Raw genomic sequence first — 25,238 nt, 5'->3', positions numbered from 1 at the left:
TCGAGGCGGAGGGGGTGGGCGCAGGATGGGGCAAGTTGGAACGTGTGGGCACGCTGAGCGCACCGAGGGTCAATAGTACGGATGCGCCGCTCGCACCGCAAAACGCGGGGCGAGCGGCGCCCCACGCTCAGCGCTTGCGGGTCCGCTTCTTGACGGGGACGTGCTCGATCGAGGAGCCGGCGTCGCCGTCGATGTCGCCCGGCTCCCCGCTCGCGGCCGCGTCCGAGGTGTCCACGGGTGCCGGCTGGGCCGACCGGTTGCGCCCGCGGGTGCGGGTCACGACCTTCGGCGGCTCTGCGGCAGGAGCGGGCTCGACCGGGGCCGCGGCCACCGCGACGGGCTCCACGACCGGCATCGGGGCCGGGGTGGTGCTGATCGTCTCGGTGGAGCGCGTCGTGCGGCGTGTGCGGGTGACCACGGCCGGCGTCTCGGCCGGCGCCGCGGGCTGCGGCTCCGGCTCCGGCTCGGGCTCGGCGGGTGCCTCGACCGCCGGCTCCGGCTCGGCCGGCACGTCGACCTCGGGCGCGGTCTCGACCGGTGCCGGGGTGGTGCTGATCGCCTCGCTGGAGCGCGACTTGCGGCGTGTGCGGGTGACCACGGCCGGCGCCTCGGCCGGGGCCGCGGGCTCCGGCTCGGCCGGGACCTCGACCTCGGGCTCGGTGGCCGGCTCGGGCGCGGTCTCGACCGGCGCCGGGGCGTCGGTCACGATGTCGGTCTCCACCACGGTGTCGGCGTCGGTGTCGGCCTCGGCCTCGATGCGGGCGGCGTTCTCGGGCTTGGCCATCGCCGCCACGTCCTTGGGCGACGGGGCCGCCTTCGGAGCCACCGGGGCCTGGTCGTCGCTGCCGCGGCCACGGCCGCCGCGCGTGCGCCGGCCACCTGCACCGTTCCCGCTACCGCCGCCGTTGCCCCCGCCGTTGCCGCCGTTGCCACCGCCTCGCGAGGAGTCCTCGCCGCGACGCGGCTCGACCGGCTGGTCGTGCAGGACGAGGCCGCGGCCCTGGCAGTGCTCGCAGTTCTCGCTGAAGGCCTCCAGCAGGCCGGTGCCGATGCGCTTGCGCGTCATCTGCACCAGGCCGAGGGAGGTGACCTCGGCGACCTGGTGTCGGGTGCGGTCGCGGCCCAGGCACTCCACCATCCGGCGCAGCACGAGGTCGCGGTTGGACTCCAGGACCATGTCGATGAAGTCGACGACGATGATCCCGCCGATGTCGCGCAGCCGGAGCTGGCGCACGATCTCCTCGGCCGCCTCCAGGTTGTTCTTGGTGACGGTCTCCTCGAGGTTGCCGCCGGAGCCGGTGAACTTGCCGGTGTTGACGTCGACGACCGTCATGGCCTCGGTGCGGTCGATGACCAGCGAGCCGCCCGAGGGCAGCCAGACCTTGCGGTCCAGGCCCTTGGCGATCTGCTCGTCGATCCGGTACGTCGCGAAGACGTCCGGGCCGTCGTTGGTGTCGTAGCGCTCGACGCGGTCGGTCAGGTCGGGCGCGATGTGCGACACGTAGTCCTGGACGCTGCTCCAGGCGTCCTCGCCCTGGATGACGAGCTTCTTGAAGTCCTCGGTGAACAGGTCGCGCACGACCTTGAGGGTCAGGTCGGGCTCGCCGTAGAGCAGCTGCGGCGCCTGGCCCTTGGCCTTGCCCTCGATGTCCTCCCAGCGGGCCTTGAGGCGCTCGACGTCGCGGGTGAGCTCCTCCTCGCTGGCGCCCTCCGCGGCGGTGCGGACGATCACGCCCGCGGTGTCGGGGACGATCTCCTTGAGGAGGGTCTTGAGGCGGTTGCGCTCGGTGTCGGGGAGCTTGCGCGAGATGCCCGAGGTGGTGCCGTCGGGCACGTAGACCAGGAAGCGACCGGCGAGGCTGACCTGGCTGGTGAGCCGGGCGCCCTTGTGGCCGATCGGGTCCTTGGTGACCTGCACCAGGATCGACTGGCCGGAGCTGAGCACCGACTCGATCTTGCGCGGCTGGCCCTCCCTGTGGCCGAGCGAGGCCCAGTTGACCTCGCCGGCGTACAGCACGGCGTTGCGACCCTTGCCGATGTCGATGAAGGCGGCCTCCATCGACGGCAGGACGTTCTGCACGCGACCGAGGTAGACGTTGCCGATGAGCGAGGTCTGCGACTCGCGGGCGACGTAGTGCTCCACGAGCACCTTGTCCTCGAGGACGCCGATCTGGGTCAGCTCCTCGCGCTGGCGGATGACCATGACCCGGTCGACCGACTCGCGGCGGGCGAGGAACTCCGCCTCGCTGACGATGGGCGCGCGGCGACGACCGGCCTCGCGACCCTCCCGACGGCGCTGCTTCTTGGCCTCGAGGCGCGTCGAGCCGGCGATCGCGGTGATCTCGTCCTCGGCCGAGCGGGGCTTGCGCACGCGGGTGACGGTGTTGGCGTCGTCGCCGCCGTTGCCGCCCTCGTCGCCCTCGCGCCGGCGGCGGCGCCGACGGCGGGTCCCGCCCTCGCCGGAGTCGTCGGACTCGGTCTCCTGGGCGGCCCCACGGCCTCCGCGGCCCGAGCCCGAGCCCTTGGTGGCGGCCGGGGCGGAGTCGTCGCCGTCGTCCTGGCTGTCGTCGGACGTGCCGTTGTCGTCACCGTCGCCGGCCTTGCGGCGGCGGCGGCCGCCGCGGCGGCGCCGGCGGCGCGGGCCGCCCTCGGAGCCGTCGTCGTCGGAGTCGCTGTCGCCGTCGTTGTCGCTGTCGCCGTCGGCCTCGGAGGGCTGGGCCGCGGGCTCGGCGGCGGTCTCGGCGTCGTCGGCGGTCGCCGTGACGGCACCGGTCTCGGACTCCTCGTCCTGCTCGGGCGCGACGGCGGCCTTCTTGGACGCGCGCTTGCGCGGGGTCCGCTTCCGCGGCTCGACGACCTCCGGGGCGACCTGCTCCTCCGCCTGCTCCTCGGCGTCCTCGTCGACGGGCAGCGTCGGCTCGGGCTCCGGGGTCGCCTCGACGACCTTGACCGCGGCGCGGCGCCCGCGGGTGCGCGTGGTGACCTTGGTCTCGGGCGCCTTGAACAGCACCATCGGCGCGCCGGCCTCGGCCGTGGCGGGCTCGGCCGGCTGGGCGGGCTCGACGGGCGAGGTCGACGCAGTCGATGCCGCACTGTCGGGGTTGTCGGGGCTCTCGACGGAGGGCGCTGCGGCCTTCTTGGCCGCCCGCTTGGCGGGCGCCTTCTTCGCAGCCTTCTTGGCGGCGGCCTTCTTCACCGGCGCCTCGCCCTCGGGCGCGTCGGCGGGTGCCTCCGTGGGCGCGTCGGCGGGGGTCTCGGCCGACGGGGCGGCGGCGGCCTTCTTCGTGGTCCGCTTCGCGGCGGCGCGCTTGGCGGGGGCCTTCTTGGCCGCCTTCTTCGCCGGGGCCGCCGCGGGGGCGTCGGCCGAGGCCTCGCCGCCCTCGGTGACGCCGTCGGGGGTCTCGCTGGGAGTGCTGGTGTCGTCAGCCATGGTGCTGCTCCTCGTCCCGGTGGGAGAGCCCCGCCGGGGGGTGTCGGACGCCGCGGACCCGGCACGCGGGTCGTCGACGCAAAGCCTTCGGGTGGCGGCGACACCCTCCGCAGGTGCGTCACTGGACGGCGGTTCGTCACCTGCCGCGGTCGCAGGGCCACAGGCGAGGGTCGCTGTCACCGACTCCCACTGGCCGCGTCGCGGTCCGGCGACGGCCCTCATCCACTGTGCCGACCCACAGGAGCGGAGCCGGCGAGAACGTCGTCGGGTCGAATCAGGCGGGTGGTCCCTTTCACGAACCACTCACGGTCATCGACCAGGGCGAGTATCGCACAGGCCTCGCCCGGGGGCCTATCTCATCGGGTGCAGCGGGTCGCCGATCTCCCCGGTGTCGGGGTCGAGCGGCCCCTGGGTGAGGCGGGTGAGCAGCGGGGACGGCACCGCCGGCCGGCCCGACGTACGGGCCAGACCCGCCAGCACGTCGTCGGGACGGACCGAGGGCGTGCCGTGGCGCAGCACCAGGTCGAGGCGCGAGCCCCGCTCCCCCGCGCTCGCGCTCAGCGAGATCACCGCGGCGCGGCAGTCGAACTCGCGCAGACCCTTCTTCGTCATGCGCTCCACCGGCACCTCGTCGGCGGCCAGGAACGCCGCCACGGCCGTCGCCGCCTCGGCCGGGGGGATGTCCAGGTCGACCTGCCAGTGGCTGGCCTCGAGCTGGTCGGCGAGGGCGCCTCCGGGTGACTCGACCACCTCGACGACGTCCAGGCCGTCGGGCAGCGCCTCGGCGAGCGCGGCGTGGACGGTGGCGGGGTCCACGACCTCCGCCAGCCCGATCTCGAGAAACTCCGCCTCGCTGGCCGACCCGGTGGGGCTGGCGCCGGCGTAGGAGATGCGCGGGTGCGGGTTGAAGCCGGACGAGTAGGCCATGGGCACCCGCGCGCGGAAGATCGCCCGCTCGAAGGCGCGGCTGAAGTCGCGGTGGCTGGTGAAGCGCAGGCGGCCGCGCTTGGCGTAGCGGATCCGCAGCTTCTGCACCGGAGGTGCCTGCTGCTCGGGCTGGTCACGCATCAGACGGACTCTCTCTCAGCACTTGCCACCACCACAGAAGTCGAACACGAACAGCCCCAGCGTCCCGAGGATCAGCAGCCCGACGACGACCAGGGCCCCGATGGCCGTGGCGACGGCGCCGAGCGCGAAGCCGATCGTCGCCAGGTCCTGCCCGGTCGTCTCGCCCGGGTGGGCGGCGATGTCGCGGCGCGCGACGCGGCTGAGCACCATGGCCGGGATGCCGGTCACGAAGGAGCAGCCCATCAGCGAGACGATGCCGAGCCCCAGGCAGGCGATCGCGTAGCCGTTGGTGGGCGGGAGCGGCTGCGCGACGGGGACGAGGGACGATCCGGAGGGGCCGGAGTGGCCGGAGTGGCCCGACGAGTCCGACGAGTCCGACGAGCCCGCGGGGGGCTGCTCGCTCATCGTGTCTCCTTCATGGCCGGGGAGGGGTAGACGGTACTGACCCGCTGCCCCTGCAGCCATTCGGTGAGCCGGGCGGCCTCGGCCTCCAGCAGGGCCCGTCCCTCGGCGGGCACCGGCTCGAGCAGGCCCAGGACCACCACTCCGTCGGGGTCCTGCACCCAGCAGCCCACGATCCGGCCGTCCCACCAGGCTGTCGTGCCGGCGTTGCCGTTGCGGTCGAAGAGCTGCGGCCCGTGCCCGCCCAGGTAGAAGCCTCGGGACTTCCAGCCCATCACGGTGGGGTCCAGGACGGGCAGCAGCGCCGCCCACGGCTCGGGCGCGACCACCTCCTCGAGGTCGTCGGGGAGCACCCAGCCCACCGAGCCGCCGTCCAGCGAGACCTCCACGGCCTCGACGTCGGCGAGCGCGGCCCGCACCGCGCCCTTGGTGCCGCCGAGCCACCACTGCACGTCCTCGACGGTGCCCGGGCCGAACGTCGCCAGCCAGCGGCCCACCAGCTCGGCGTAGCCCGACCGCTCGTCCAGCGGCGCGGGCACCTTCCCCAGCCAGTCCGCCATCCGGGTCCAGCGCGGCCGGGAGACCCGCCAGTGGGAGGTGTTGTCGCCGCGCACGACGTCGGCGGTGAGCCCGAGGTGGGTGAGCACGCGACCGGCGCTCCACACCGACCCGGCGGTGACGTCGATCTTGACGTCGATGTGGGCGATCGCCTCCCGCAGCGCCAGCGCGGTCAGGCCGCCGGGAGCGCCGTCGAGCTCGCGCAGCACCGCGGCGCGCGCCTCGTCGAGCCAGGCGTCGCCGTCGGTGTGGATGCCGGCGAGCACGATGTCCTTGGCGACCCGCTTGCGCTCGGTGGCCGCGACCCGGGCCGACGCGCTGCCCCAGGCGGCCGGCAGCAGGTCGCGCGGGAGGACGAAGAGCGTGCGGCGCATCGCGAGCTGCTTGACGAGCGTGCGGTCGACGTACAGCGCCCGGTCGACGTCCTCGACGCGCAGCCCGTCCACGCGGGCGTGAAGGGAGAGGTAGACGGTCGCGGGCTCGGTGGAGTGCAGCACGGTCATGGCCCGCGTCGCGGCCTCGGCGTCGGGCAGGCGCGAGGCCGGCGAGACACCGTGACGCAGCGCCAGCCGTGAGCGCCGCTCGGTGTCCGCGATGTGCCTCATGCCCTCCATCCTGCCCGGGACCTAGGGTGTCCGGCGTGAGCACACCTACCGACGGCCCCGAGGGCCAGCCCGCCAACCCCTACGGCCAGCCTCCGAGCCCGTACGGCCAACCCGCCAACCCCCAGCCCTACGGCGGTCCGCCGGCCCAGCCCACCGGCGGAGGCGGCTACGGCGCGTCCTTCCCCGGCGGCGGTCCCGTGGAGCAGCCGCAGGGCAAGGGCCTCGCGATCGCCGCGCTCGTGCTCGCGATCATCGCGTGCGTCATCCCCAACCTGATCTCGCTGGTCCTGGCGATCGTGGTCCTGGTGAAGAAGAAGGGCGGCAAGGGCCTGGCCATCGCCGCGATCATCATCGACCTCATCGTGCTGGCGATCTGGGTCGCCCTGTTCGCCGGCGGCGTGTGGCTCTTCAACAACATCATCACCGTCGACAACGCCGAGGTCGGCCAGTGCGTCACCACCGACACCGGTGACAGCGACGAGGTCGGGCTCATGAAGCAGGACTGCGCCGAGCCGCACGAAGCCGAGGTCTTCGTCGTCGGCGACCTGACCGCCGAGGAGGTCACCACCTACGGCACCGACCCGGGTCAGATCTGCGTCACCCGCTACACCGAGGACGGCAAGGACGTGAACGACCTGCCGGGCGACTACGTCAACATCCTGACCACGGACCTCTCCCCCGAGGAGGGCGAGTCCTTCGTCTGCATCGTGGAGAACCAGGACGGCTCCAAGCTCCCCGCGAAGTAGCGGCACGGGACGTCGTGCGGCCGCGCTGGATGATCGCTCCATGAGAATCGGCCTGATCGGTGACCTGGAGGGTGAGACCAGCGCGGCCGTCCGCTGCCTGCAGGTGCTCGGTGAGCGCGGGGACGTCGAGGTCGCCTACCAGCTCGGCGACCTGCGGTTCGGGATGGGGGCCGACCCGGAGGGCTACCTCGCGGCGATCGACTCCGCCTGCGACGCCTACGGCCTCACGCTGGTGTGCGTCCCCGGCAACCACGAGCACTGGGCCCGCCTGGACGCGATGTGGGCCGATCCCCGCTCGCGAAGTGACGACGGCAGCCTCCTGCCCCTGGCGCTCGCCGAGCACGTCAGCATGGTGCCGCGGGGCCACCGCTGGGAGCTGGGTGGTCGCACGTTCCTCGCCCTCGGCAGCGCGCCGTCCGTCAACCGGCACCTGCTCACCGAGGGCGTCGACTGGTGGCCCTCGGAGGCCCTGCTCGACGAGCACGTCGACGCGGCGATCGCGGGTGGCCACGCGGAGGTGATGCTGACGCACGACAGCCCCGGCTCGCCGTACTGCGTGCCCGAGGTCGAGGGGATCCTGCGTGGCAACGTGCGGCACAACCCGATGGGATGGCCCGCCGCGTCCCTGGCCTACGCCGACGAGGGGATGACCCGACTCACCCGAGCGGTCGTCGGCGTCCAGCCCCTGCTGCTCGCCCACGGCCACTTCCACGTCGCGGGTGAGGACCGGGTCAGGCTGCCCGGCGCAGCCCACGACACGACCGTGTGGTCGCTGGCCGCGCGCCACGACCCCGGCACCGTGCGGGTGCTCGACCTCGACACGCTCACGGATCCGGCCACCGGGCCGTAGCGCGGCGCGGGCGTCAGACGACGGCGAGCGGCAGCAGCTGCCGGCCCGTGGGGCCGATCTGGATCTCGGTGTTCATCTCGGGGCAGACGCCGCAGTCGTAGCAGGGGGTCCAGCGGCAGTCCTCGACCTCGGTGTGCGGAGCGGAGGGGTCGGCCGCCGACAGAGCGTCCTCCCAGTCGGCCCACAGCCAGTCCTTGTCGAGGCCGGAGTCGAGGTGGTCCCAGGGGAGCACCTCGTCGTAGTCGCGCTCGCGGACGGTGTACCAGTCGAGGTCGACGCCGGTGCCGGCGAGCGCCTTGTCGGCGGAGGCGACCCAGCGGTCGTAGGAGAAGTGCTCGCTCCAGCCGTCGAAGCGGCCGCCGTCGCGCCAGACCTCCTCGATGACCGCGCCGACGCGGCGGTCGCCGCGGCTGAGCAGTCCCTCGATGGTGCCGGGCTTGCCGTCGTGGTAGCGGAAGCCGATGGCGCGGCCGTACTTCTTGTCCTCGCGGACGGTGTCGCGCAGCTTCTTCAGGCGCGCGTCGGTGGTCTCGTGGTCCAGCTGCGCGGCCCACTGGAACGGCGTGTGCGGCTTGGGCACGAAGCCGCCGATCGAGACCGTGCAGCGGATGTCGTTGCGGCCGGAGACCTTGCGGCCCTCGGCGATCACCTTGCGGGCGAGGTCGGCGATCTGCAGCACGTCCTCGTCGGTCTCGGTGGGCAGGCCGCACATGAAGTAGAGCTTCACCTGCCGCCAGCCGTGGGAGTAGGCCGCCGAGACCGTGCGGATCAGGTCCTCCTCGGTGACCATCTTGTTGATCACCTTGCGCAGCCGCTCGCTGCCGCCCTCGGGGGCGAAGGTCAGGCCGGAGCGGCGCCCGTTGCGGGAGAACTCGTTGGCGAGGTTGATGTTGAACGCGTCGACGCGGGTGCTGGGCAGCGACAGCGAGACGTTGGAGCCCTCGTAGCGGTCGGCCAGGCCCTTGGCGACCTCGGCGATCTCGGTGTGGTCGGCGCTGGAGAGCGAGAGCAGCCCGACCTCCTCGAAGCCGGTCTTGCGGATGCCGTTCTCGACCATCGCGCCGATGGTCTCGATCGAGCGCTCGCGCACCGGGCGGGTGATCATGCCGGCCTGGCAGAAGCGGCAGCCGCGCGTGCAGCCGCGGAAGATCTCCACGGAGAAGCGCTCGTGCACGGTCTCGGCGAGCGGCACCAGCGGCTTGGCCGGGTAGGGCCAGGCGTCGAGGTCCATGAGCGTGTGCTTCGTGACGCGGTAGGGGATGCCGGGCCGGTTGGGCACGACGGCCTCGATGGTGCCGTCGGCGGCGTAGGCGACGTCGTAGAACTTCGGCACGTAGATGTTGCTGGTGACGGCCAGGCGGCGCAGGACCTCGTCGCGCCCACCGGGGCGGCCCTCGGTCTTCCACTCGCGCACGACCTCGGAGATCGCCAGGACGACCTCCTCGCCGTCGCCGAGCACGGCGGCGTCGAGGAAGTCGGCGATCGGCTCGGGGTTGAACGCCGCGTGGCCGCCGGCGAGCACGATCGGGTCCTCGTCGCCGCGGTCGACCGCGTGCAGCGGGATGCCGGCCAGGTCGAGGGCGTTGAGCATGTTGGTGTAGCCGAGCTCGGTGGAGAAGCTCAGGCCGAAGACGTCGAAATCGCGCACCGAGCGGTGGGCGTCGACGGTGAACTGCGGGATGCCGTCCTCGCGCATCACCGTCTCCATGTCCTGCCAGACCGAGTAGGTGCGCTCGGCGAGGATCCAGTCGCGCTCGTTGAGGACCTCGTAGAGGATCTGCACGCCCTGGTTGGGCAGCCCGACCTCGTAGGCGTCGGGGTACATCAGCGCCCAGCGGACCGTCGGCCCCTCCGGCGCGCAGTCCCACTCCTTGACGGTGGAGTTGAGCTCGCCGCCGACGTACTGGATCGGCTTCTGCACCGACGACAGGCGGGGCTCGAGGCGGGGGAACAGGCTCACAGACATCCGATCAGCCTAACCGGGCAGGTGGTCAGGGGCCGATCCGACGAGCGCCTCCCCCACCACGACCCCACCGCGAACCCACCGCGGCGGGGACGACACCGGCCGATCCGTAGGGTTGAGGCATGACAGCGACGATCCGCGGCCGCTTCCAGTGGACCGTCGCCCTCCCCGTCCTGGCCCTCGTCCTGCTGGCGGCCACCTGGGCCAACCACGACGCCTGGCCGGTCCTCGTGCTGATCGGCGCGGCGCTGGTCGCCTCGGTCGTCTGCGCCGTCCACCACGCCGAGGTGGTGGCCCACAAGGTCGGCGAGCCGTTCGGGTCGCTCATCCTGGCCGTGGCGGTCACGGTGATCGAGGTGGGGCTCATCGTCATGCTGATGACCAGCGGCGGCGAGGGCACCAGCACCTACGCCCGCGACACCGTCTTCGCGGCGATCATGATCACCGTCAACGGCATCCTCGGCATCTCGCTGCTGGTGGGCGCGGCCAAGCACCACCTGGTCAGCTTCAACGCCGCCGGCACCGGCTCGGCGCTGTCCACCGTCGTGGCGCTGGCCGCGGTGTGCCTGGTGCTGCCGAGCTTTACCACCTCCGGCGAGGGACGCGAGTACTCCGTCTCGCAGCTGGCGTTCGCCGCGGTGGCCTCGCTGGCGCTGTACGCCGCCTTCGTCTTCACCCAGACCGTCCGGCACCGCGACTTCTTCCTGCCGGTCTCCAGCGACGACCAGGGCCGGGCGACCGGTCTGCTGGACGAGGACGGGGACGGCCACGCCGACCCGCCCAGCAGCCGCGAGGCCGGCCTCAGCGCGGCGCTCCTGGTCGCCTCGCTGGTCGCCGTCGTCGGGCTGGCCAAGCTGCTCTCCCCCAGCATCGAGGACGGCGTGAAGAGCCTCGGCTTCCCGTACGCCGTCGTCGGCGTCGTCATCGCCCTGCTGGTGCTCGCACCCGAGTCCATCGCCGCGGTGCGCAACGCCGCGCGCGACCGGGTGCAGACCAGCCTCAACCTCGCCCTCGGCTCGGCGATGGCCTCGATCGGCCTCACCATCCCGACCATCGCCGTCGCGATGATCTGGGTGGACGGCCCGCTCGTGCTCGGCCTCGAGCCGACCCAGATGGTGCTGCTCGCGATCACGGTCGCGGTCGCCACCCTGACCGTGGTGCAGGGCCGCGCGAAGGCGCTCCAGGGGTTCGTCCACCTGGTGCTGCTCGCGACCTTCCTGTTCCTCTCGATGCAGCCATGAGCCGCCGTCTCGTCGCCGGACTGGTCCTCGCGAGCGCCGTGCTCGCCGGGTGCAGCGACGACCCGGCCCCCGCCGACTCCGACCGGGTCGTGCTGAGCCCCGCCGAGGAGGGCGAGGGCCACACCCACTCCGGCGGGGAGGGCGCGCTGCCGATCGGCACCGGCACCACCCCGCAGGCGGGCGGCTACCGCCTCGAGCTCGTCGGCGACCTGCCGGAGCCCGGGCGACCGGGCGACGTCTCCTTCCGGGTGCTCGACCGCGCCGGCCGCGCGGTCACGACGTACACGCCGGAGCAGACCAAGGAGCTGCACATGTACGTCGTGCGCTCCGACCTCGCGGAGTTTCGGCACCTGCACCCGACCATGGCCGAGGACGGCACCTGGACCGGGCGGGTCGCGCTGGCCACCCCCGGCTCCTACCGCGTCGTCGTCGAGTTCACCCCCGGCGACGACCCCGAGGCCGGCCACGTGGTGCTGGGCGCCACCCAGCTCGTGCCGGGAGAGTGGGCCCCGGTGGCCGTGGCGGACGCCCCGACCACCGACGACGGGATCGTGAGGGTCTCCGCGCCCGAGCGGCTCGCGGCCGGCCCCGACGAGCGGATGGTGCTCACGGTCTCCGGCGCCGACGGCGAGCGGGTCGCGCTGGGCAGCTACCTCGGCACGTTCGCGCACCTGACCGGCTTCCACGCGGAGAGCGGGCGCTTCGTGCACGTGCACCCGTACGGCGCCGCCGAGCCGACCGAGGACGGCGACGAGCTCACCTTCCACACGGAGTTCCGCGATCCCGGTCTCTACCGGTTCTTCCTGCAGGTGCGGGTCGACGGCTTCCTGCACCAGGTGCCGTTCACCGCCACCGTCAGCTGACCTGGACCGTCAGCGTCGTGACGGGGTTCTCGAACTGGTCCTCGCGCAGGCTCACCTGCACCTCCCACGTCCCCGACGTCGGGAACACCACGTCCGCGACGTAGGTGCCGGACGCCGTGGGCACGACCGGCACGAGCCCCAGGTCGACACCGTCGGTGCGCACCGCCACCTCCGGCGCGTCGATGCCGTCGAGGGGCTCGCCGGTGAGGTCCTGCAGCTGCACGGTCAGCGTGTTCTGCCCGCGAGTGCCGGGGTCGAGCGTGGCGAGGACCTTGGCCCCGCCCAGCGACGAGGCGACCACCCGGCTCGGAGCCGGGGCGGCGGCGCTCTCCTCCTCGCGCGGCGACTGGTTGACCAGGAAGCCGGTGACGAGCAGCAGCGTGACCAGCAGGCCGGCCTCGGCCAGCACGGTCGTGCGCACCTCCCGGGCCAGCGCCAGCGCGTGCTGGTGGCCGGGCGAGGAGCGCACGTGCGGGAGCAGGCGTAAGCGGTTGTAGGCGGCGAGCAGCAGGACCAGGCCCACGATGGCGACCTTGACGAGCAGCAGCTGCCCGTAGCGGGTGTCGACCAGGCCGCTCCACGAGCCCAGGATGCGCCAGGCCATCAGCGAGCCGGTGGCGGCCACCAGCACCAGGACGGCGGCGGCCACCGTCGAGAACCGCGACACCAGGCCCGCCACCTCGCGGGGACGGGCGGCGAGGGCGGGCAGGGTCAGGGCGAGGCCGGCCAGTCCGCCCAGCCAGACGGCTCCGGCGCCGAGGTGGACGAGGTCGGTGGCGACGAGCAGGGGCACCGGCTCGAAGGCGCGGGTGTGACCCACCAGCGCAGGCGACCACACGGCGACGGCCGCGCCGGCGGTCGCCGCCAGCCGGGCCTGCCGCCCGAGAGCGGGTCCGCGGCACAGCCACAGCGCCACGCCCAGCCCGATCGCCTGCAGGAGCAGGACGAGGACGTCGTCGCCCACCAGGTCGAGGTCGAGGGCCTCGGGGCTGAAGGTCTTCGCGAACGTCAGCCCCTGCTGGTAGGCCCCGGCCAGCGGGACCGAGATCGCCGAGGCCAGGAGCGCCAGCCCCGCGGCCGCACGCATCAGGACGCGGACCGTGCGCTGCGGCCGGCTCGGCAGCCCGGCACCGGTCAGCCAGCACAGGAACACCACCAGCCCGGCGGCCAGCAGCAGCCCGACGTACTGCAGTGCCTGGGCGATGCCGAGGTCGCTCTTGAGCCCCCCGTCGGAGGCGTCGGCCAGGTCGGGCGGCACGACGGTCTCGCTGGGCGCGCCGATGGAGAAGGTGAGGGACCCGGTGATCGGGTGGCCGTCGGAGGACACCACGCGCCAGGTGACGACGTAGGTCCCGTCGGCGAGCTCGTCGGGCAGGTCGGTGGTGATGACCTCGTCGCGGGTGCTCGAGTCGGACTCGACGGGCTCACCCGCCGCGTCGAAGACCTGCACCGCCTCCGCGGTGAGTGAGACCGGCTCGTCGAAGGTGAACGTCACGACGTCGGGGGTCTCGGTGAGGACCTCCCCCTCCGTCGGGTCGCTGCCGACCAGGGTGGCGTGCGCCGAGGCGGGGGCCGCCCCGGCCAGCAGCGTGAGCGCGACCAGGAGCGCGACGAGGAGCGCGGTCGCCCCTCGTCGCGCCCCCGGGCGCGCCGCTGACGTCACGAGGTACGGCGCCCCCGGGCCAGCGCGGCGCCGCCCACGAGGATGCCGAGCACGCCGGCGCCCAGGCCGGCGTACGCGATCGCGTCGGAGCCGCCGGACTCCTCGGCGTCGGCGGAGGCGGGCGAGGCCGCCTCGGTGCCCTCGGCGGCCGACTCCTCCGCCGCGCCACCGTGCGCGTCACCGGTGGCCTCGGTGATGGTCACCGTGGGCGCGGGGCGCTCGAGCTCCTCGGGGTCCTGGCCCTCGGCCGGGACCTCGACCCACGCGGTCTCACCCTGCTGGCAGGTCTGGATGACCGGGAACACCAGGGTCTCGCCCGCGGCGTCCGGGAGCTGCAGAGAGAGCTCGAAGGCGTCGCGGTAGCCGTCGGGCAGCGCGGTCTTGGCCGTGTAGACGACCGTCCCGACCCGCTCGGTCACCTCGTTGCCGTGGGCGTCGGTGATCGGCTCGTCGAGCTTCTCGACCGTCTTGGTGACGTCGTAGAGCGGGTTGCGCGTCGGGGTGACGGCGTTGATCTCCTCCGGCATCTGGATGGTGATCTTGGTGGTGGGCGAGCCCTCGCAGCCGTGGCCGTTGCTGACCGTCAGCACGGTGTAGGCGCCGGCGGCGGTGTCGCTGGGCGTGATCGTGACGTGGGCGGACGCGGAGCCGGCGAGGCCGAGCGTCAGCAGGGTGGCGGCCCCGAGGGGCGCGCCGAGGCGCACCGCGGTGCGGAGGTGGTGGGTCATGGTGGTCTTCTCTCTCGTCTGGGTGTCGTGCGTCGGTCGGGCGTGGTCGGGCCGCCCGGCCGTCGACGACGGTCAGGCGGGCAGCGAGATCGCCGGTGGCCCGCGACGCGGGGCGACCGAGAGGACCGCGCGCAGGAGGACGGCGCCCGCGCGGGACGGCGTGCCGGTGATGCGCCGGGCAGGGACCGGGACCCGGACCGGCTCCGTCCAGGCCAGCAGGACCTGGACGGCGCGGCGGCGCACGCGCCAGACGGCGGCGGTGAGCAGCGCGGCGCCCAGGTGCGCGAGCAGCATGGGGACGGTGAGCTCGAGATGCGCCGCACCCGAGCCGACGGAGTGCACCGCGGGGTGCGTGGCCCCGTGGGCGGCCATGTCGTGGCCGGGGGTGAGCGCGAGCCAGCAGTGCAGCATCAGCTGTGCCGCCGCGAGCGCCGGCACCACCAGCCGGAGCGGGGCCCGGCCGCGCAGGACGACGATCCCCCCGCCCAGGACGAGCGCGGAGGCGGTCGCGATCCACACCGGGGACGGCAGCGCGCCGCCGGCGGCGGTGTGGGCCGCCACGGTGCCGAGCATGATCTCGACGGTGGCGAGCAGTGCGCGCAGGGCGAGGCCCTGACGGGGCACCACGCGCGCAGTCAGCATGCCCCCATCATGCCGGGTGTCAGGACCGCACCAGCACCCGCGGGGTCGGGGCGAGGCGGGCCGCGGGCGCGGACAGCGCGCGCAGGCGGATGTTCTGCAGCAGGCCCACCGCGAGCATCCCGGCGAACATCGAGCTGCCGCCGTAGGAGACGAAGGGCAGCGGCACCCCGGTGACCGGCATGATGCCCAGGCACATGCCGATGTTCTGGAACGCCTGGAAGCCGAACCAGCAGGCGATGCCGGCCGCGGCCATGCGGCCGAAGACGTCGTCGGTGCGCGAGGCGATCGCCAGCGCCCGCCACAGGACGATCCCGAGCAGCGCGATCACGAGCCCGGCGCCGACCAGGCCGAGCTCCTCGCCGGCCACGGTGAACACGAAGTCGGTGTGCTGCTCGGGGACGAAGCCCGAGCGGGTCTGGGAGCCGTCGAAGAGGCCCTGCCCGAGCAGGCCGCCGTTGCCGATGGCGATGCGCGACTGCTCGACGTTGTAGCCGGCGCCGCGGGGGTCGAGCCCGGGGTTGGTGAAGGCCATGAAGCGGTCGATCTGGTAGTCCTTGAGGAAGCCCCCCAGCACGGCGGCGGCTCCGGCCGCCACTCCCCCGGCGGCGAGCATCGCCAGCCAGCGGCGCCGCGCGCCCGAGGCGGCCAGGACGCCGAAGACGGTGGCCGAGAGCACCAGCATCGTGCCGAGGTCGGGCTGGAGCATGATCAGCGCCGCCGGCACCGCGGCGACCGCGAGCATGGTCAGGACGTCGACCGCGCCGACGCGGCCGCGCCAGCGGCCCTCGGAGCGCTCCGCGACCACGAGGGCCATGCCGACGACCACGGCCAGCTTCGCGAACTCCGACGGCTGGATGGACAGCCCGCCGAACATCAGCCACGACCGCGAGCCGTTGACGGTGGTGCCCATGGTGAGGACCAGCACCAGGCCGGCCACCGAGGCGACGTAGACGAGCGGCGCCAGGATGCGCACCCAGCGGTGGTCGGTCGTCATCACCACGACCATCAGCACGAAACCGATGGCGACGTTGACGACCTGCTTGGCGAGGTAGGCGCCGGAGTCGCCGGCGGTGAGGTCGTCGCGGTTGCTCGTGGCCGACCACACCAGCAGCGTGCCGAGCACGGTGAGGGCGAGCACGGCGCCGAGCAGGACCCAGTCGATGCCGGGGATCCGGACGGGGCGGGACGAGGTGGTCACTTGGCCTCCCGGGCCGGTGGCAGGATCGTGCCGTCGCGGCGGAACGTCGGCAGCTCGGTCGGCGAGCGGGTGCCGGGGATCGCCGCGTCGGCGGGCCGCACCTCCTCGCCGGTGATGCCGTAGAGGCCCTCCCAGATCGCCCGGATGGCCGGACCGGAGGTGCCCGAGCCGGTGCCGCCCTGGCTGACCATCATCACCACGACGTAGTCGTCGGAGTAGGACGCGACCCACGAGGTCGACTGCTTGCCGTAGACCTCGGCGGAGCCGGTCTTGGAGCGGATCGACACCTCGTCGAGCGGGAAGCCGCCCATCCGCCAGGCCATGGAGCCCTGGCGGGTGACGCCCTTGAGCGCCTCGTCGATGTAGCCGAACACCCCGGGGGGCACGTCGACCTGGCCGACCTTCTTCGGCTTGATCCTGCGGATGACGTGGCCGTCGGAGCCGACGATCGCCTTGCCGATGCGCGGCGCGTAGAGCGTGCCGCCGTTGGCCACGGCGGCGTAGCCGCGGGCCAGCTGGAGCGGCGTGACGATGGTGTCGCCCTGGCCGATGGCGAAATTGACCGCGTCACCGGCGCGGTAGGCGAAGCCCTCGACGCAGAACTCCTTCGCGAAGAGGTAGACGAAGTCGCTGGTGTCGGCGTCCTGCGGCTTGTTCGCGATGCCGCAGTAGTAGTCCTTCTGCGACTCGAAGTAGGCACGCTTCCACTTCCTGTCGGCGATGCGGCCCGAGGCCTCGCCCGGCAGGTCGACGCCGGTCTCGCGGCCGAAGCCGAACTTCTTCGCGGCCACGACGAGCGGGTCGCGGGCGTTGATGTCGGCGACGTCGGAGCCGTAGCGCCGCCAGAAGTCCAGGCCCACGCGGTAGAAGAAGGTGTTGCAGGAGACCTCGAGCGCCTTGGCGAAGCTGATGTAGCCGTAGGCCCCGGACTCGTAGTTCTTGAAGTCGCGGTTGCCGACCCGCAGCGACGACGAGCAGTTGAGCGAGGTGTCCTCGGGGTAGCCGTTGGTGAGCGCCCCCGCGGTCATGAACGCCTTCCAGGTGGAGCCGGGGGCGAACTGGCCCTGGGTGGCGCGCCCGAGCAGGGGCGTCCCGGCCTTCTGGGAGTACAGCCGGGACAGCTGCTTCTTGGTGATGCCGCCGACCCACACGCCCGGGTCGTACGTCGGCTGGCTGGCCATGGCGACGACCCGGCCGGTGTCGGCCTCGAGGACCACCGCGGCGCCGGAGTCGGCGACGTAGTTCTTGCCGGTCACGGTGTCGAACTCGCCGCGGGCGGTCTGGATCGCGCCGGCCAGCTGCTCCTCGACGATGCCCTGCACCTTGGCGTCGATCGAGGTGACCAGGGTGTCGCCGGGCTGGCTCTCGACCTCGCCGTCGTCGCCGAGCACGCGGCCCATCGAGTCGACGGCGACGCTGCGGTAGCCGGGCATCCCGCGCAGCCACCGGTCGTACTGCTTCTCGACCCCGGCCCGGCCCACGGCCGAGGCGCCGTTGACGGAGCGGTCGCCGCCGTCCTGCGCGGCGTCGTACTCCTCCTCGGTGATCGGGCTGAGGTAGCCCAGGACGTGGGCGGCGTTGACGCCGAAGGGCCGGGGGTAGGAGCGCACGGTCTGCTGGTCGACCAGGACGGCCGGGAAGTCCTCCGGCTGCTCGAGGATGCGCAGGGCGACGTTCTGCTTCACGTCGCGCGCGACCGGCACCGGCTGGAAGGGCGAGCCGTTCCAGCAGACGCCCACGACGCTGCCCTCGTCGCCGCAGGTGGCGAGCTGGCGCTCGATGCGCCGAGGTCGCTCGCCGACGGTGCGGCCGAGGCGCTTGATGAGTTTGCCGCGCACCTCGTCGGTCATCTTGTCGAGCACCGAGCGGTCCAGCGAGACGACCCAGGAGGTGCGGTTGGACACCAGAGGCCGGCCCTGGGCGTCGACGATCAGGCCGCGCTCGGGCTGCACCACGATCTCGCGCACGGACTGGGCCGCGGCCTGGGCGTGGTACTCGTCGCCGCTGACGACCTGGAGGTAGTAGAGCCGCACGAAGAGCGTCGCGAAGAGCGAGAGCACCAGCGCCTGCAGCACGATCATCCGCAGCCGGCTCTTCTGGGCGGGCTGCTGCGCGGGGGGTGCGGACGTCACTGGACCGCCGCCCGCTCCGGCTCGATCCGGTGGAACATCGCCATCACCAGCGGCAGCACGAACGGCGTCAGCACGACGTCCCACACGACCGAGACGACGACGACCTGCAGGAGGTCGGGGATCGTGAGCGGCGGGTCGCGGAGCACGAGCCCGCTGAGCGCGAAGAGCGAGGTCCCGAGGAACGACGACGCGGCGACGGTGGCGAGCACCGTGGTCGCGGTGGGCCGTCCGTGCTGGGCGACCCGCCCGGCGACGTAGCCCACGACGACGAACGCCAGCGCCCAGCGCCCGGCGACGTGGTCGGCGGGCGGGGCCAGGTCGAGGAGCACGCCGGCCGCGAAGCCGAGGACCATCGCGAACTGGGCGCCGCGCACGACGGCCGCGCCTACGACGACCAGGAGCACGAGGTTGGGGACGACGCCCTGCCAGGCGACGTAGGGGAACACCGAGACCTGCAGGACCAGGGCGGCCGAGACGGCGAGGACGGCGAGGAGCGCGCGGAGCGGGGTCACTGGAGACTCCCGTCCGCCTCGATCACGGCACGGTCGCTCTCGGTGCCGGAGGGCACGACGACGCCGACCAGGTCGAGGGCGCCGAAGTCGACGAACGGGTCGATCACGGCGCGCTGGGAGCCGTCACGGACGTTGGCGAAGACCTTGGAGATGCTGCCGACCGGGACGCCGGAGACGTAGGGCGCCCCGCTCTCGCTGCCCCAGGTGACGACGGTGTCGCCTCGCGCGGGCACCACGGACTGGTCGATGAGCTCGAGGTCGAGCCGGCCCTCGTCGCCGAGGACGCCACGGCCGTGGAGCATCCCGATCTCCATGCTGTCGCCCACCCGGCCGCCGACGACGGAGTCGGCGTCGATGACGAGCAGGACGGTCGCGGTGGTGCGGGTGACGCGCAGGACGCGGCCGACGAGGCCGTCGTTGTTGACGACCGTCATGTCGGGGCGCAGGCCCGAGCTCGCGCCGGCGTCGATCGTGACCGTGCTCGAGAACGACTGGGACGCGCCCATGCCCACGACCCGGGCCGGCACCAGCGCGTAGCCGAGGGTGCCGGCGGCCGCGGTGAGGCCGTCGTACTCGGCGAGCTTGTTGCGGTCGTAGCCGGAGGTGGCCACGGAGCTGCGGAGCTCGGCGTTCTCCGCCTCGAGCTCGTCGATCTCGTCGCGCATGTCGCCGCGGCTGCGGAACCACTCGGGGATCGCGACGAACGGGCGGACGGCGCCGGCGGCGCCGACCTCGACCGGTCCGTAGACCTCGCCCATCGCGCGGCGGGCGCCGTCGACCGGGGAGTCCTCGCCGGTCGAGTGGTCGAGGGTCATCAGCGTGGCGCAGGCCAGCACGAGGGCGACGACGAGCGCGCGCGGTGGCTGCCCGTCGCCGTCGGAGTCGGATCGCCAGCGGCGCTCGCGGCCGAGGTCGGGGCGTCTCACGCGCGCCTCCTGTCGGAGACCAGGACCTGGCGCAGCGCCTCGAACTCCTCCACGCAGCGTCCCGCGCCCAGCGCCACCGAGAGCAGCGGCTCGTCGGCGACGTGGACCGGCATCCCGGTCTCGTGGCGCAGGCGCTCGTCGAGGCCGCGCAGCAGGGCGCCGCCGCCGGTGAGCACGATGCCGCGGTCCATGATGTCGCCGGCCAGCTCCGGCGGGGTCTGGTCGAGGGTGGCGCGGACGGCGTCGACGATGGCGTGCAACGGCTCCTCGAGCGCGTGGCGGATCTCGACGGCGGAGACCACGACGGTGCGCGGCAGCCCGGTCACCAGGTCGCGACCGCGGATCTCGGCCTCGGGCTCCTGGGCGGACGGGAAGGCCGAGCCGAGGGTCATCTTGACCTCCTCGGCGGTGCGCTCCCCCAGCATCAGGGAGTGCTCCTTCTTCATCCAGGTCACGATCGCCTGGTCGAGCTCGTCGCCGGCGGTGCGGATGCTCAGGGAGGTGACGATGCCGCCGAGCGAGATCACGGCCACCTCGGTGGTGCCGCCCCCGACGTCGACCACCATGTTGCCGGTGGGCTGGTGCACGGGCAGGCCGGCGCCGATCGCGGCGGCCATCGGCTCCTCGACGATGTAGACCCGGCGGGCGCCGGCCTGGTAGCCGGCCTCCTTGACCGCGCGCTGCTCGACGGGCGTGATGCCGCTGGGCACGCAGATGACCATCCGGGGCTTGGCGAAGTAGCGCCGCTTGTGCACGCGCTGGATGAAGAAGCGCAGCATCTGCTCGGTGGCGTCGAAGTCGGCGATGACGCCGTCCTTGAGGGGCCGGATCGCGGTGATGTCGTCGGGCGTGCGCCCGATCATCCGCTTGGCCTCGTGGCCGACGGCCAGGATCTCGCCGGTGGTGTCGTTGACGGCGACGACGCTGGGCTCGTCGAGCAGCACGCCCTTGCGGCGCACGTAGACGAGCGTGTTCGCCGTGCCGAGATCCACCGCCATGTCGCGGCCGATGAAGCTGTTCGCCATGCCAAAGCCTCGCAGCTCGGTTGCGTGCGCCCGGGGAAGAGGACGGCGCGCACGCCTCGCCGTACCCGACTGCGAGCGTAGGTTTCGCCCGGCCCGGAACCGCGCAGGCACGCCGAGGCGCATGAGACGCGTGTTGCGGGTGTGACGGGTCGCGGCGCGCCTCCCTCAGAGGTACGGCGTGGGGTCCTGGCGGCGCAGCCAGACGTCGCGCTCGTCCTCGGGCACCTCCACGCAGGGTCCCTGGAGGTTGACCAGGACGTAGTCGCCGGCGCCGGGGAGCTCCGAGAACGACGCGCTGACGCCGTCGCGCTCGGCTTGGAGGCTCCGCCCGCCCGGACGCTCCCGGGCGACCGGCTCGTCGAACCCGGCGCTCGTCAGCACCGGCGCCAGGGCGTCGAGGTAGGGGCGCACGGCACCCGGCCCCACGTCGACACGGCCGCTGGCGCGGTAGCGGAAGGTGCGGAACTCGTCGGGGCCGGCCGACTCGCAGCCGTCGAAGCCGCCGCCGGTGTGGGAGGACCGGCCGCCCAGGACATCGATGGCGCCCGTGACGAGCTCGGCCGCGGCGCTGCGGACGTCCTCGCGCTGCCGCTCCAGGGCCGCGCCACCGTCGACTCCCCTGTCGACTCCCCTGTCGACTCCCCCGTCGACTCCCCCGTCGTCCACGCCGTCTCCCCCCGTCCCGCAGCCCGTGAGCACGGCCGCCACGAGCAGCCAGCCTGCCACCACCCTCACGGCGTGAGGGTGCTGGTGGCCGGGGAGGTCGGGTCGCGGTCGTACTCGGGGTCGTGCGGCCCGCCGAGGAAGGGGTCGTGGATGTGCTCGGCGTGCTGGACGGCGTCGTAGTCGCCGTTGACGATGTGGCTGATGTTGTACAGCGACTCGGTGTCGTGGTCGAAGTACTTGGAGTGGTCGCCGAAGGAGAAGAGGCCGCCGCGGGTCTCGGACTCGGCCTGGAAGCGGTTGGCCCCGAAGTCGTCCTCGGCGGGGTCGTCGCCGAGCCCGGCCCCGAGGACGGTCTCTCCGTGGACCCAGCCGTGGTTGCCCAGGTCGGCGACCGGGTCGCGGCTGTTGGACCCGGCCCACACGTGGTCGGGGTCGATGCCGGTGTCGCTCGCGTGGTCGGTGTCGCCGCCGACGCCCGGGCTCCCGACGAAGACGATGTCGTCGACGTCGAGTCCCTCGTCGTGGGCGCCGTGGCCGGTCGTGGTGGAGCCGTAGCTGTGGCCGATCGCCGTCAGGTGGGCCGGGTCGTCCTCCCGGCTCGCCCGCAGGCCGTCAATGGTGTCGGCCAGCCGCTCGCCGCCGGCGGTGGCCATGGTCTCGGCGACGACGCCCGCCCCGTCGACGCCCTCGTCCCACGGGGCGTTGTCGGGGGCGTCGTAGCCGATCCAGAACATCGAGGCGTTGGAGGCGCTCGGGTCGAGCGCCCGGGTCGACTCGTAGAGGGTGGCCGCCCGGTCGGCCTGGTAGGGGGCGCTCTCGCCGTCGGTGCCCAGCCCGGGCACGACGACCGCGACGTTGTCGGCGGTGTCGAGGTCACCCGCGGAGATCGCCACCGCACCGTCCCCGCCGAACGCGGCCGGGTCGTAGATGTAGACCTGGGCGACGATCGGCTCGCCGGTGACCGGGTCGTGGCGGCCCTCGATCTCGCGTCGGGCGTCGTCGGCCGCGCGGGCGTTCTCGTACCAGGTGCGCTCGTCGTCGGTGAGCACCCCGGCCGCGTCGGTGTGCGCGTAGTCGGCGAGGTCGCGGCCGAGGGACACGGTGTTGGCGGCGTGGCGGGCCGCGGCCGGGATGCCGTCGAGGTTGCCGATGCTCCCCGGGGACGCCGCGATGACGGCGCGGCGCTGGGCGGGGGTCAGGGCGACCCACCAGTCGTGGACGTCGGTGGGCGAGGCGCCGGCGGCGGGCTTGTCGCGCAGCGCGTCGTCGGCCGGGTCGGCGACGCCGCCGTAGAGGCGCTCCACGTCGTCGGCGTCGAGCACCCGGGTGAACGCCTGGCTCATCTCCGACTCCTCGGTGGCGAGGTCGCTCGCCCAGGTGTCGAGGTCGGTCTCGTAGGCCTGCACCTGCCCGGTCACCCGGTCGCAGTCGGCCTGCAGCTCCGCCGCTCCCTCCACGGTGGTGGTGGCCACCTCGGCGCGCAGGTGCGCGATCTGCTGGGCGAGGTGCTGGTGGCGGTCCTCGAGGCCCGCACGCCGGTCGAGGAGCCGCTGCATCTCGGCGGAGTGCTCCTCGACCCGGTGGGCGACGCCGCGCAGCGCGAGGGACATGGCGTCGGCGCGACGGCCCGTGGGCGCGATCGCCCGGTGGTAGGCGGTGGCGGCGTCACCGCTCCAGTCGCCCAGCCGCGCGGGTCCGGCGACGAAGGTGCCGAGGTCGTCGACCTGGGCCGACGCCGCCAGCAGGTCGGCCCCGCACGAGCTGATCGCTCCCGGGTCGCAGGTCAGGGCGGGGACCGGGCGCGGCAGCGGCGGCAGCCGGATCTCGGTGGTCATCGGACCTCGTGCAGGTAGGAGGCCAGCCGCACCAGGTCGCCGCGGGTGGCCTCGTCGCTGGTGACGTAGTCGGAGACGGTGGTGCGCAGCCCGTCGGCCCGCTGCTCCGAGACGGTGCCGAGCGACTCGGCGTGACGCTCCCACTGGGTGAGGAACCGGGTCGCCGACCCGCGGACGTTGCCGGTGAAGCCGCTCGGGTCGGCGTCCGCGATCTGCGCGGCGGCGGCGTCGAGGTCGAGGTGCTGCTCGTCCCAGGCGCGGGACGCCTCGCCGACGCTGACGGGCACGACCTCCATCACCGACCACCCCCGGGGTGACGGGTGAGCTCGCGTGCGCGATCGAGGCCGACCGTCAGCGAGCCGGAGGTGAGCCGGAAGAGCAGGGCCCCCGTGCCCTCCACGTAGGACGCCGTGACGGTGAGGTCGTCGAGGTGGGCCTCGATGCGCTCCACCGCCCCGGGCGGCCGGGTGACCGCCCACCCGTGGGTCTCGAGCTCGTGGCGCAGGGCGACGAGGACGTGGAAGCCGTCGTCGCGGCGGGTCGCCACCCGGGACGCGGCCCGGACGGCGCCGGGACCGTCGCCGTAGACCAGCCGGGCCTCCGGAACGGCGTCGCTGTCGCGCGCGGCCGCGGCCCACAGGTCCTCGGCGAGCGTCGCCACCCGGGTCAGGACGGCGGCGGGCAGGTCCTCGTCGACGACGGCGTCGGGGCCCGGCGGCGGCGGCTCCGGCGGCAGCAGGACCACGTCGACGTCGGGATGCCGTCGGCGCAGCGCGTCGAAGAACGGGTCACCGGTCGGGTCGGGCACGGGCTGGAGCTCCATGACGGGAGGCTGCCCCCGGCCGCGTCGGCGGAAACCGGCGGCTTCCGGCCTGTGGACGACCGGCCGTCAACTAAGGTTGACAAGAACCCCCACGACGACCTCAGGAGGAGCCATGAAGATCACGGCGATCGCGGCCGGGGACGACGACGACGTGGTGCGCGCGTTGGCCGCCGTGGCCGAGCTGCGGCGGCAGGTCGACCAGCGCGAGGAGGTGCTCGTGCGCCGCGCGCGGACGCAGTCGCTCACGTGGGCGGAGATCGCCACGCTGCTCGGCGTCAGCCGCCAGGCGGTGCACCAGCGCTACGGCGGCTCGCGCCGCGAGCGGCGCCGCGCCCCCGCGGGCTGAGGCCCGCGCACCGGAGGCTCAGAGGCCGGGGAACCAGATCGCGATCTCGCGCTCGGCGGACTCGGCGGAGTCCGAGCCGTGCACGAGGTTCTCGCGGTTGGAGAGCGACAGGTCGCCGCGGATGGTGCCCGGCGCGGCCGCCCGGCCGTCGGTGGCGCCGTTGAGCGCGCGCACGACCTCGATCGCGGAGTCGCCCTCGAGCACCAGCGCGACGAGCGGGCCGCTGGTCACGAAGTCGCGCAGCGGCGGGTAGAAGTCGCGCTCGACGTGCTCGGCGTAGTGCTCGTCGGCCTTGGCGCCGTCGATCTGACGGTGCTCGAGGGCCACGATGCGCAGGCCCTTGGCCTCGAAGCGGGACAGCACCTCCCCGACCAGGCCGCGCCGGACGGTGTCGGGCTTGAGGAGGACGAGGGTGCGGGACGTCTCGGTCATGCGGCTGACCCTAACGACTCACGCGAGCGCCTCCGCACGCCGGACCACGTCGGCGGGCACCGGGTCGGCCGCCGACTCCGGCGCCGGCTCGGGTGCACCCGCCACCCGGCGTACCGGGATGACCCCTCCCCACACGCCCGCCGCGACGTCCTCGGGGTCGTCGACGGGTCCCTCGGCGCGCACCTTGAGCGACGCCTCGTGCAGCGGCACGGCCAGCACCGAGGTGGCCGCGACCTCCTTGCGCGTGTGCGGCCGCAGCGTGGCCGCCCGGCCGGGCACCATGTGGTCGACGGTGAGGGTGAGGGCGTGGGCCTTCTCGTCGGGGTCGGTGACGATGCGGGCCCGCCCGATGACCACGGCCGAGCGGTAGTTCATCGAGTGGTGGAAGGCCGAGCGGGCCGCCACCAGGCCGTCGACCTCGGTGACCGTCACGCACACGGTGCTGCCCTCGGAGCGGGTGAGCCAGCGGGCCGCCACCGACCCGTGGATGTAGAGCGTGCCGTCCTCGTCGGGCCCCTCGAGGTCGACGGCGTAGGCCACCGGCAGCACGACGGGGTGGTCGCCCACGTCGACGCCGACGTGGG

General features: G+C 73.6%; 24 protein-coding genes. 5 read left to right on the top strand and 19 right to left on the bottom strand.

The features are described from left to right. Positions 1–127: 127 nt before the first annotated feature. The 4 genes from IRQ30_RS21145 to IRQ30_RS21130 form a co-directional block, all read right to left on the bottom strand. A complete protein-coding gene (locus tag IRQ30_RS21145; RefSeq protein ID WP_193614855.1) occupies positions 128–3,430 on the bottom strand; it encodes an Rne/Rng family ribonuclease in 3,303 nt (1,100 codons plus the stop codon). A 351-nt stretch (positions 3,431–3,781) separates the two neighbouring features. Continuing rightward, positions 3,782–4,498, bottom strand: a complete 717-nt coding sequence (locus tag IRQ30_RS21140) for a TIGR03936 family radical SAM-associated protein (protein ID WP_193614854.1) — start codon at positions 4,496–4,498, stop codon at positions 3,782–3,784. Between the two features lie 15 nt (positions 4,499–4,513). Further along, positions 4,514–4,903 carry a DUF4190 domain-containing protein gene (locus IRQ30_RS21135; RefSeq protein WP_193614853.1) on the bottom strand — a complete coding sequence of 130 codons (390 nt, stop codon included), beginning with the start codon at positions 4,901–4,903 and terminating at the stop codon, positions 4,514–4,516. After that, entirely contained in the window at positions 4,900–6,063 is a 1,164-nt protein-coding gene (locus IRQ30_RS21130) for a winged helix DNA-binding domain-containing protein (protein WP_193614852.1), read from the bottom strand. Before IRQ30_RS21130 ends, IRQ30_RS21135 begins: the two co-directional genes overlap by 4 nt. Before the next feature lie 35 nt (positions 6,064–6,098). Here IRQ30_RS21130 and IRQ30_RS21125 point away from each other — a divergent pair, with 35 nt between their 5' ends. Then, positions 6,099–6,809, top strand: a complete 711-nt coding sequence (locus tag IRQ30_RS21125; protein ID WP_193614851.1) for a hypothetical protein — start codon at positions 6,099–6,101, stop codon at positions 6,807–6,809. A 40-nt stretch (positions 6,810–6,849) separates the two neighbouring features. Then, on the top strand, positions 6,850–7,659 hold the full coding sequence (locus IRQ30_RS21120; RefSeq protein ID WP_193614850.1) for a metallophosphoesterase: 810 nt from the start codon (positions 6,850–6,852) through the stop codon (positions 7,657–7,659). Between the two features lie 13 nt (positions 7,660–7,672). On the opposite strand, the gene IRQ30_RS21115 is transcribed toward IRQ30_RS21120, so the two are convergent. After that, positions 7,673–9,625, bottom strand: coding sequence for a TIGR03960 family B12-binding radical SAM protein (locus IRQ30_RS21115; protein ID WP_193614849.1), 1,953 nt, complete (start codon positions 9,623–9,625; stop codon positions 7,673–7,675). A 119-nt stretch (positions 9,626–9,744) separates the two neighbouring features. On the opposite strand from IRQ30_RS21115, the gene IRQ30_RS21110 reads away from it, so the two are divergent. Together IRQ30_RS21110 and IRQ30_RS21105 are read left to right on the top strand one after the other, a co-directional pair. Next, complete coding sequence (locus IRQ30_RS21110) at positions 9,745–10,863, top strand: calcium:cation antiporter (RefSeq protein ID WP_193609258.1); 1,119 nt, start codon at positions 9,745–9,747, stop codon at positions 10,861–10,863. After that, a complete protein-coding gene (locus IRQ30_RS21105; protein ID WP_193614848.1) occupies positions 10,860–11,726 on the top strand; it encodes a hypothetical protein in 867 nt (288 codons plus the stop codon). The genes IRQ30_RS21110 and IRQ30_RS21105 overlap by 4 nt, the downstream gene beginning before the upstream one ends. On the opposite strand, the gene IRQ30_RS21100 is transcribed toward IRQ30_RS21105, so the two are convergent. The 12 genes from IRQ30_RS21100 to IRQ30_RS21045 all read right to left on the bottom strand — a co-directional run bounded on the left by IRQ30_RS21100 (position 11,719) and on the right by IRQ30_RS21045 (position 23,876). Then, entirely contained in the window at positions 11,719–13,389 is a 1,671-nt protein-coding gene (locus IRQ30_RS21100) for a copper resistance protein CopC (protein ID WP_193614847.1), read from the bottom strand. The two genes, IRQ30_RS21105 and IRQ30_RS21100, sit on opposite strands and share 8 nt — an antisense overlap. Further along, positions 13,386–14,117: a YcnI family copper-binding membrane protein gene (locus tag IRQ30_RS21095; RefSeq protein ID WP_193614846.1), complete on the bottom strand. Its 732-nt coding sequence runs from the start codon at positions 14,115–14,117 to the stop codon at positions 13,386–13,388. The genes IRQ30_RS21100 and IRQ30_RS21095 overlap by 4 nt, the downstream gene beginning before the upstream one ends. A 72-nt stretch (positions 14,118–14,189) precedes the next feature. After that, complete coding sequence (locus tag IRQ30_RS21090; protein WP_193614845.1) at positions 14,190–14,759, bottom strand: cell division protein FtsQ; 570 nt, start codon at positions 14,757–14,759, stop codon at positions 14,190–14,192. 19 nt (positions 14,760–14,778) lie between these two features. Further along, on the bottom strand, positions 14,779–15,957 hold the full coding sequence (rodA, locus tag IRQ30_RS21085; RefSeq protein ID WP_193614844.1) for a rod shape-determining protein RodA: 1,179 nt from the start codon (positions 15,955–15,957) through the stop codon (positions 14,779–14,781). Continuing rightward, the gene (gene mrdA, locus IRQ30_RS21080; RefSeq protein WP_338089810.1) at positions 15,954–18,089 is read right to left on the bottom strand and encodes a penicillin-binding protein 2; all 2,136 of its coding nucleotides are present in this window, start codon (positions 18,087–18,089) and stop codon (positions 15,954–15,956) included. Before mrdA ends, rodA begins: the two co-directional genes overlap by 4 nt. Beyond that, entirely contained in the window at positions 18,086–18,601 is a 516-nt protein-coding gene (gene mreD / locus IRQ30_RS21075) for a rod shape-determining protein MreD (RefSeq protein WP_193614843.1), read from the bottom strand. The genes mrdA and mreD overlap by 4 nt, the downstream gene beginning before the upstream one ends. Further along, positions 18,598–19,527 carry a rod shape-determining protein MreC gene (gene mreC / locus IRQ30_RS24315; protein ID WP_193614842.1) on the bottom strand — a complete coding sequence of 310 codons (930 nt, stop codon included), beginning with the start codon at positions 19,525–19,527 and terminating at the stop codon, positions 18,598–18,600. The genes mreD and mreC overlap by 4 nt, the downstream gene beginning before the upstream one ends. Continuing rightward, entirely contained in the window at positions 19,524–20,552 is a 1,029-nt protein-coding gene (locus tag IRQ30_RS21065) for a rod shape-determining protein (protein ID WP_193609266.1), read from the bottom strand. Before IRQ30_RS21065 ends, mreC begins: the two co-directional genes overlap by 4 nt. Positions 20,553–20,717: 165 nt before the next feature. Then, positions 20,718–21,287, bottom strand: coding sequence for a hypothetical protein (locus IRQ30_RS21060; RefSeq protein ID WP_193614841.1), 570 nt, complete (start codon positions 21,285–21,287; stop codon positions 20,718–20,720). After that, positions 21,284–23,053: an alpha/beta hydrolase gene (locus tag IRQ30_RS21055; protein ID WP_193614840.1), complete on the bottom strand. Its 1,770-nt coding sequence runs from the start codon at positions 23,051–23,053 to the stop codon at positions 21,284–21,286. Before IRQ30_RS21055 ends, IRQ30_RS21060 begins: the two co-directional genes overlap by 4 nt. Then, a complete protein-coding gene (locus IRQ30_RS21050) occupies positions 23,050–23,349 on the bottom strand; it encodes a hypothetical protein (protein ID WP_193614839.1) in 300 nt (99 codons plus the stop codon). The genes IRQ30_RS21055 and IRQ30_RS21050 overlap by 4 nt, the downstream gene beginning before the upstream one ends. Continuing rightward, positions 23,349–23,876 (bottom strand): hypothetical protein, encoded by a 528-nt coding sequence (locus IRQ30_RS21045; protein ID WP_193614838.1) that lies wholly within the window; start codon positions 23,874–23,876, stop codon positions 23,349–23,351. Before IRQ30_RS21045 ends, IRQ30_RS21050 begins: the two co-directional genes overlap by 1 nt. 112 nt (positions 23,877–23,988) lie before the next feature. Here IRQ30_RS21045 and IRQ30_RS21040 point away from each other — a divergent pair, with 112 nt between their 5' ends. Beyond that, positions 23,989–24,222: a hypothetical protein gene (locus IRQ30_RS21040; protein ID WP_193614837.1), complete on the top strand. Its 234-nt coding sequence runs from the start codon at positions 23,989–23,991 to the stop codon at positions 24,220–24,222. 18 nt (positions 24,223–24,240) lie between these two features. Here the strand turns inward: IRQ30_RS21040 and ndk are convergent, their stop codons facing one another. Both ndk and IRQ30_RS21030 read right to left on the bottom strand, forming a co-directional pair. Beyond that, on the bottom strand, positions 24,241–24,654 hold the full coding sequence (gene ndk / locus IRQ30_RS21035) for a nucleoside-diphosphate kinase (RefSeq protein ID WP_134738420.1): 414 nt from the start codon (positions 24,652–24,654) through the stop codon (positions 24,241–24,243). Between the two features lie 18 nt (positions 24,655–24,672). Further along, the coding region (locus IRQ30_RS21030; protein WP_193614836.1) for a pyridoxamine 5'-phosphate oxidase family protein at positions 24,673–25,238 on the bottom strand (566 nt) is incomplete at its 5' end.

Source organism: Nocardioides lijunqiniae, from assembly GCF_015024225.1.
In the GTDB taxonomy this organism is placed as follows: Bacteria; Actinomycetota; Actinomycetes; order Propionibacteriales; family Nocardioidaceae; genus Nocardioides; species Nocardioides lijunqiniae.
This window is presented reverse-complemented; position numbering and strand designations above follow the sequence as displayed.

What these genes read in the sequence shown, in the direction of transcription:
- IRQ30_RS21145 (WP_193614855.1), bottom strand. Translation starts at nt 3,430, where the DNA reads ATGGCTGACGACACCAGCACTCCCAGCGAGACCCCCGACGGCGTCACC.
- IRQ30_RS21140 (WP_193614854.1), bottom strand. Translation starts at nt 4,498, where the DNA reads ATGCGTGACCAGCCCGAGCAGCAGGCACCTCCGGTGCAGAAGCTGCGG.
- IRQ30_RS21135 (WP_193614853.1), bottom strand. Translation starts at nt 4,903, where the DNA reads ATGAGCGAGCAGCCCCCCGCGGGCTCGTCGGACTCGTCGGACTCGTCG.
- IRQ30_RS21130 (WP_193614852.1), bottom strand. Translation starts at nt 6,063, where the DNA reads ATGAGGCACATCGCGGACACCGAGCGGCGCTCACGGCTGGCGCTGCGT.
- IRQ30_RS21120 (WP_193614850.1), top strand. Translation starts at nt 6,850, where the DNA reads ATGAGAATCGGCCTGATCGGTGACCTGGAGGGTGAGACCAGCGCGGCC.
- IRQ30_RS21115 (WP_193614849.1), bottom strand. Translation starts at nt 9,625, where the DNA reads ATGTCTGTGAGCCTGTTCCCCCGCCTCGAGCCCCGCCTGTCGTCGGTG.
- IRQ30_RS21110 (WP_193609258.1), top strand. Translation starts at nt 9,745, where the DNA reads ATGACAGCGACGATCCGCGGCCGCTTCCAGTGGACCGTCGCCCTCCCC.
- IRQ30_RS21105 (WP_193614848.1), top strand. Translation starts at nt 10,860, where the DNA reads ATGAGCCGCCGTCTCGTCGCCGGACTGGTCCTCGCGAGCGCCGTGCTC.
- IRQ30_RS21095 (WP_193614846.1), bottom strand. Translation starts at nt 14,117, where the DNA reads ATGACCCACCACCTCCGCACCGCGGTGCGCCTCGGCGCGCCCCTCGGG.
- IRQ30_RS21090 (WP_193614845.1), bottom strand. Translation starts at nt 14,759, where the DNA reads ATGCTGACTGCGCGCGTGGTGCCCCGTCAGGGCCTCGCCCTGCGCGCA.
- IRQ30_RS21065 (WP_193609266.1), bottom strand. Translation starts at nt 20,552, where the DNA reads ATGGCGAACAGCTTCATCGGCCGCGACATGGCGGTGGATCTCGGCACG.
- IRQ30_RS21055 (WP_193614840.1), bottom strand. Translation starts at nt 23,053, where the DNA reads ATGACCACCGAGATCCGGCTGCCGCCGCTGCCGCGCCCGGTCCCCGCC.
- IRQ30_RS21050 (WP_193614839.1), bottom strand. Translation starts at nt 23,349, where the DNA reads ATGGAGGTCGTGCCCGTCAGCGTCGGCGAGGCGTCCCGCGCCTGGGAC.
- IRQ30_RS21045 (WP_193614838.1), bottom strand. Translation starts at nt 23,876, where the DNA reads ATGGAGCTCCAGCCCGTGCCCGACCCGACCGGTGACCCGTTCTTCGAC.
- IRQ30_RS21040 (WP_193614837.1), top strand. Translation starts at nt 23,989, where the DNA reads ATGAAGATCACGGCGATCGCGGCCGGGGACGACGACGACGTGGTGCGC.
- ndk (WP_134738420.1), bottom strand. Translation starts at nt 24,654, where the DNA reads ATGACCGAGACGTCCCGCACCCTCGTCCTCCTCAAGCCCGACACCGTC.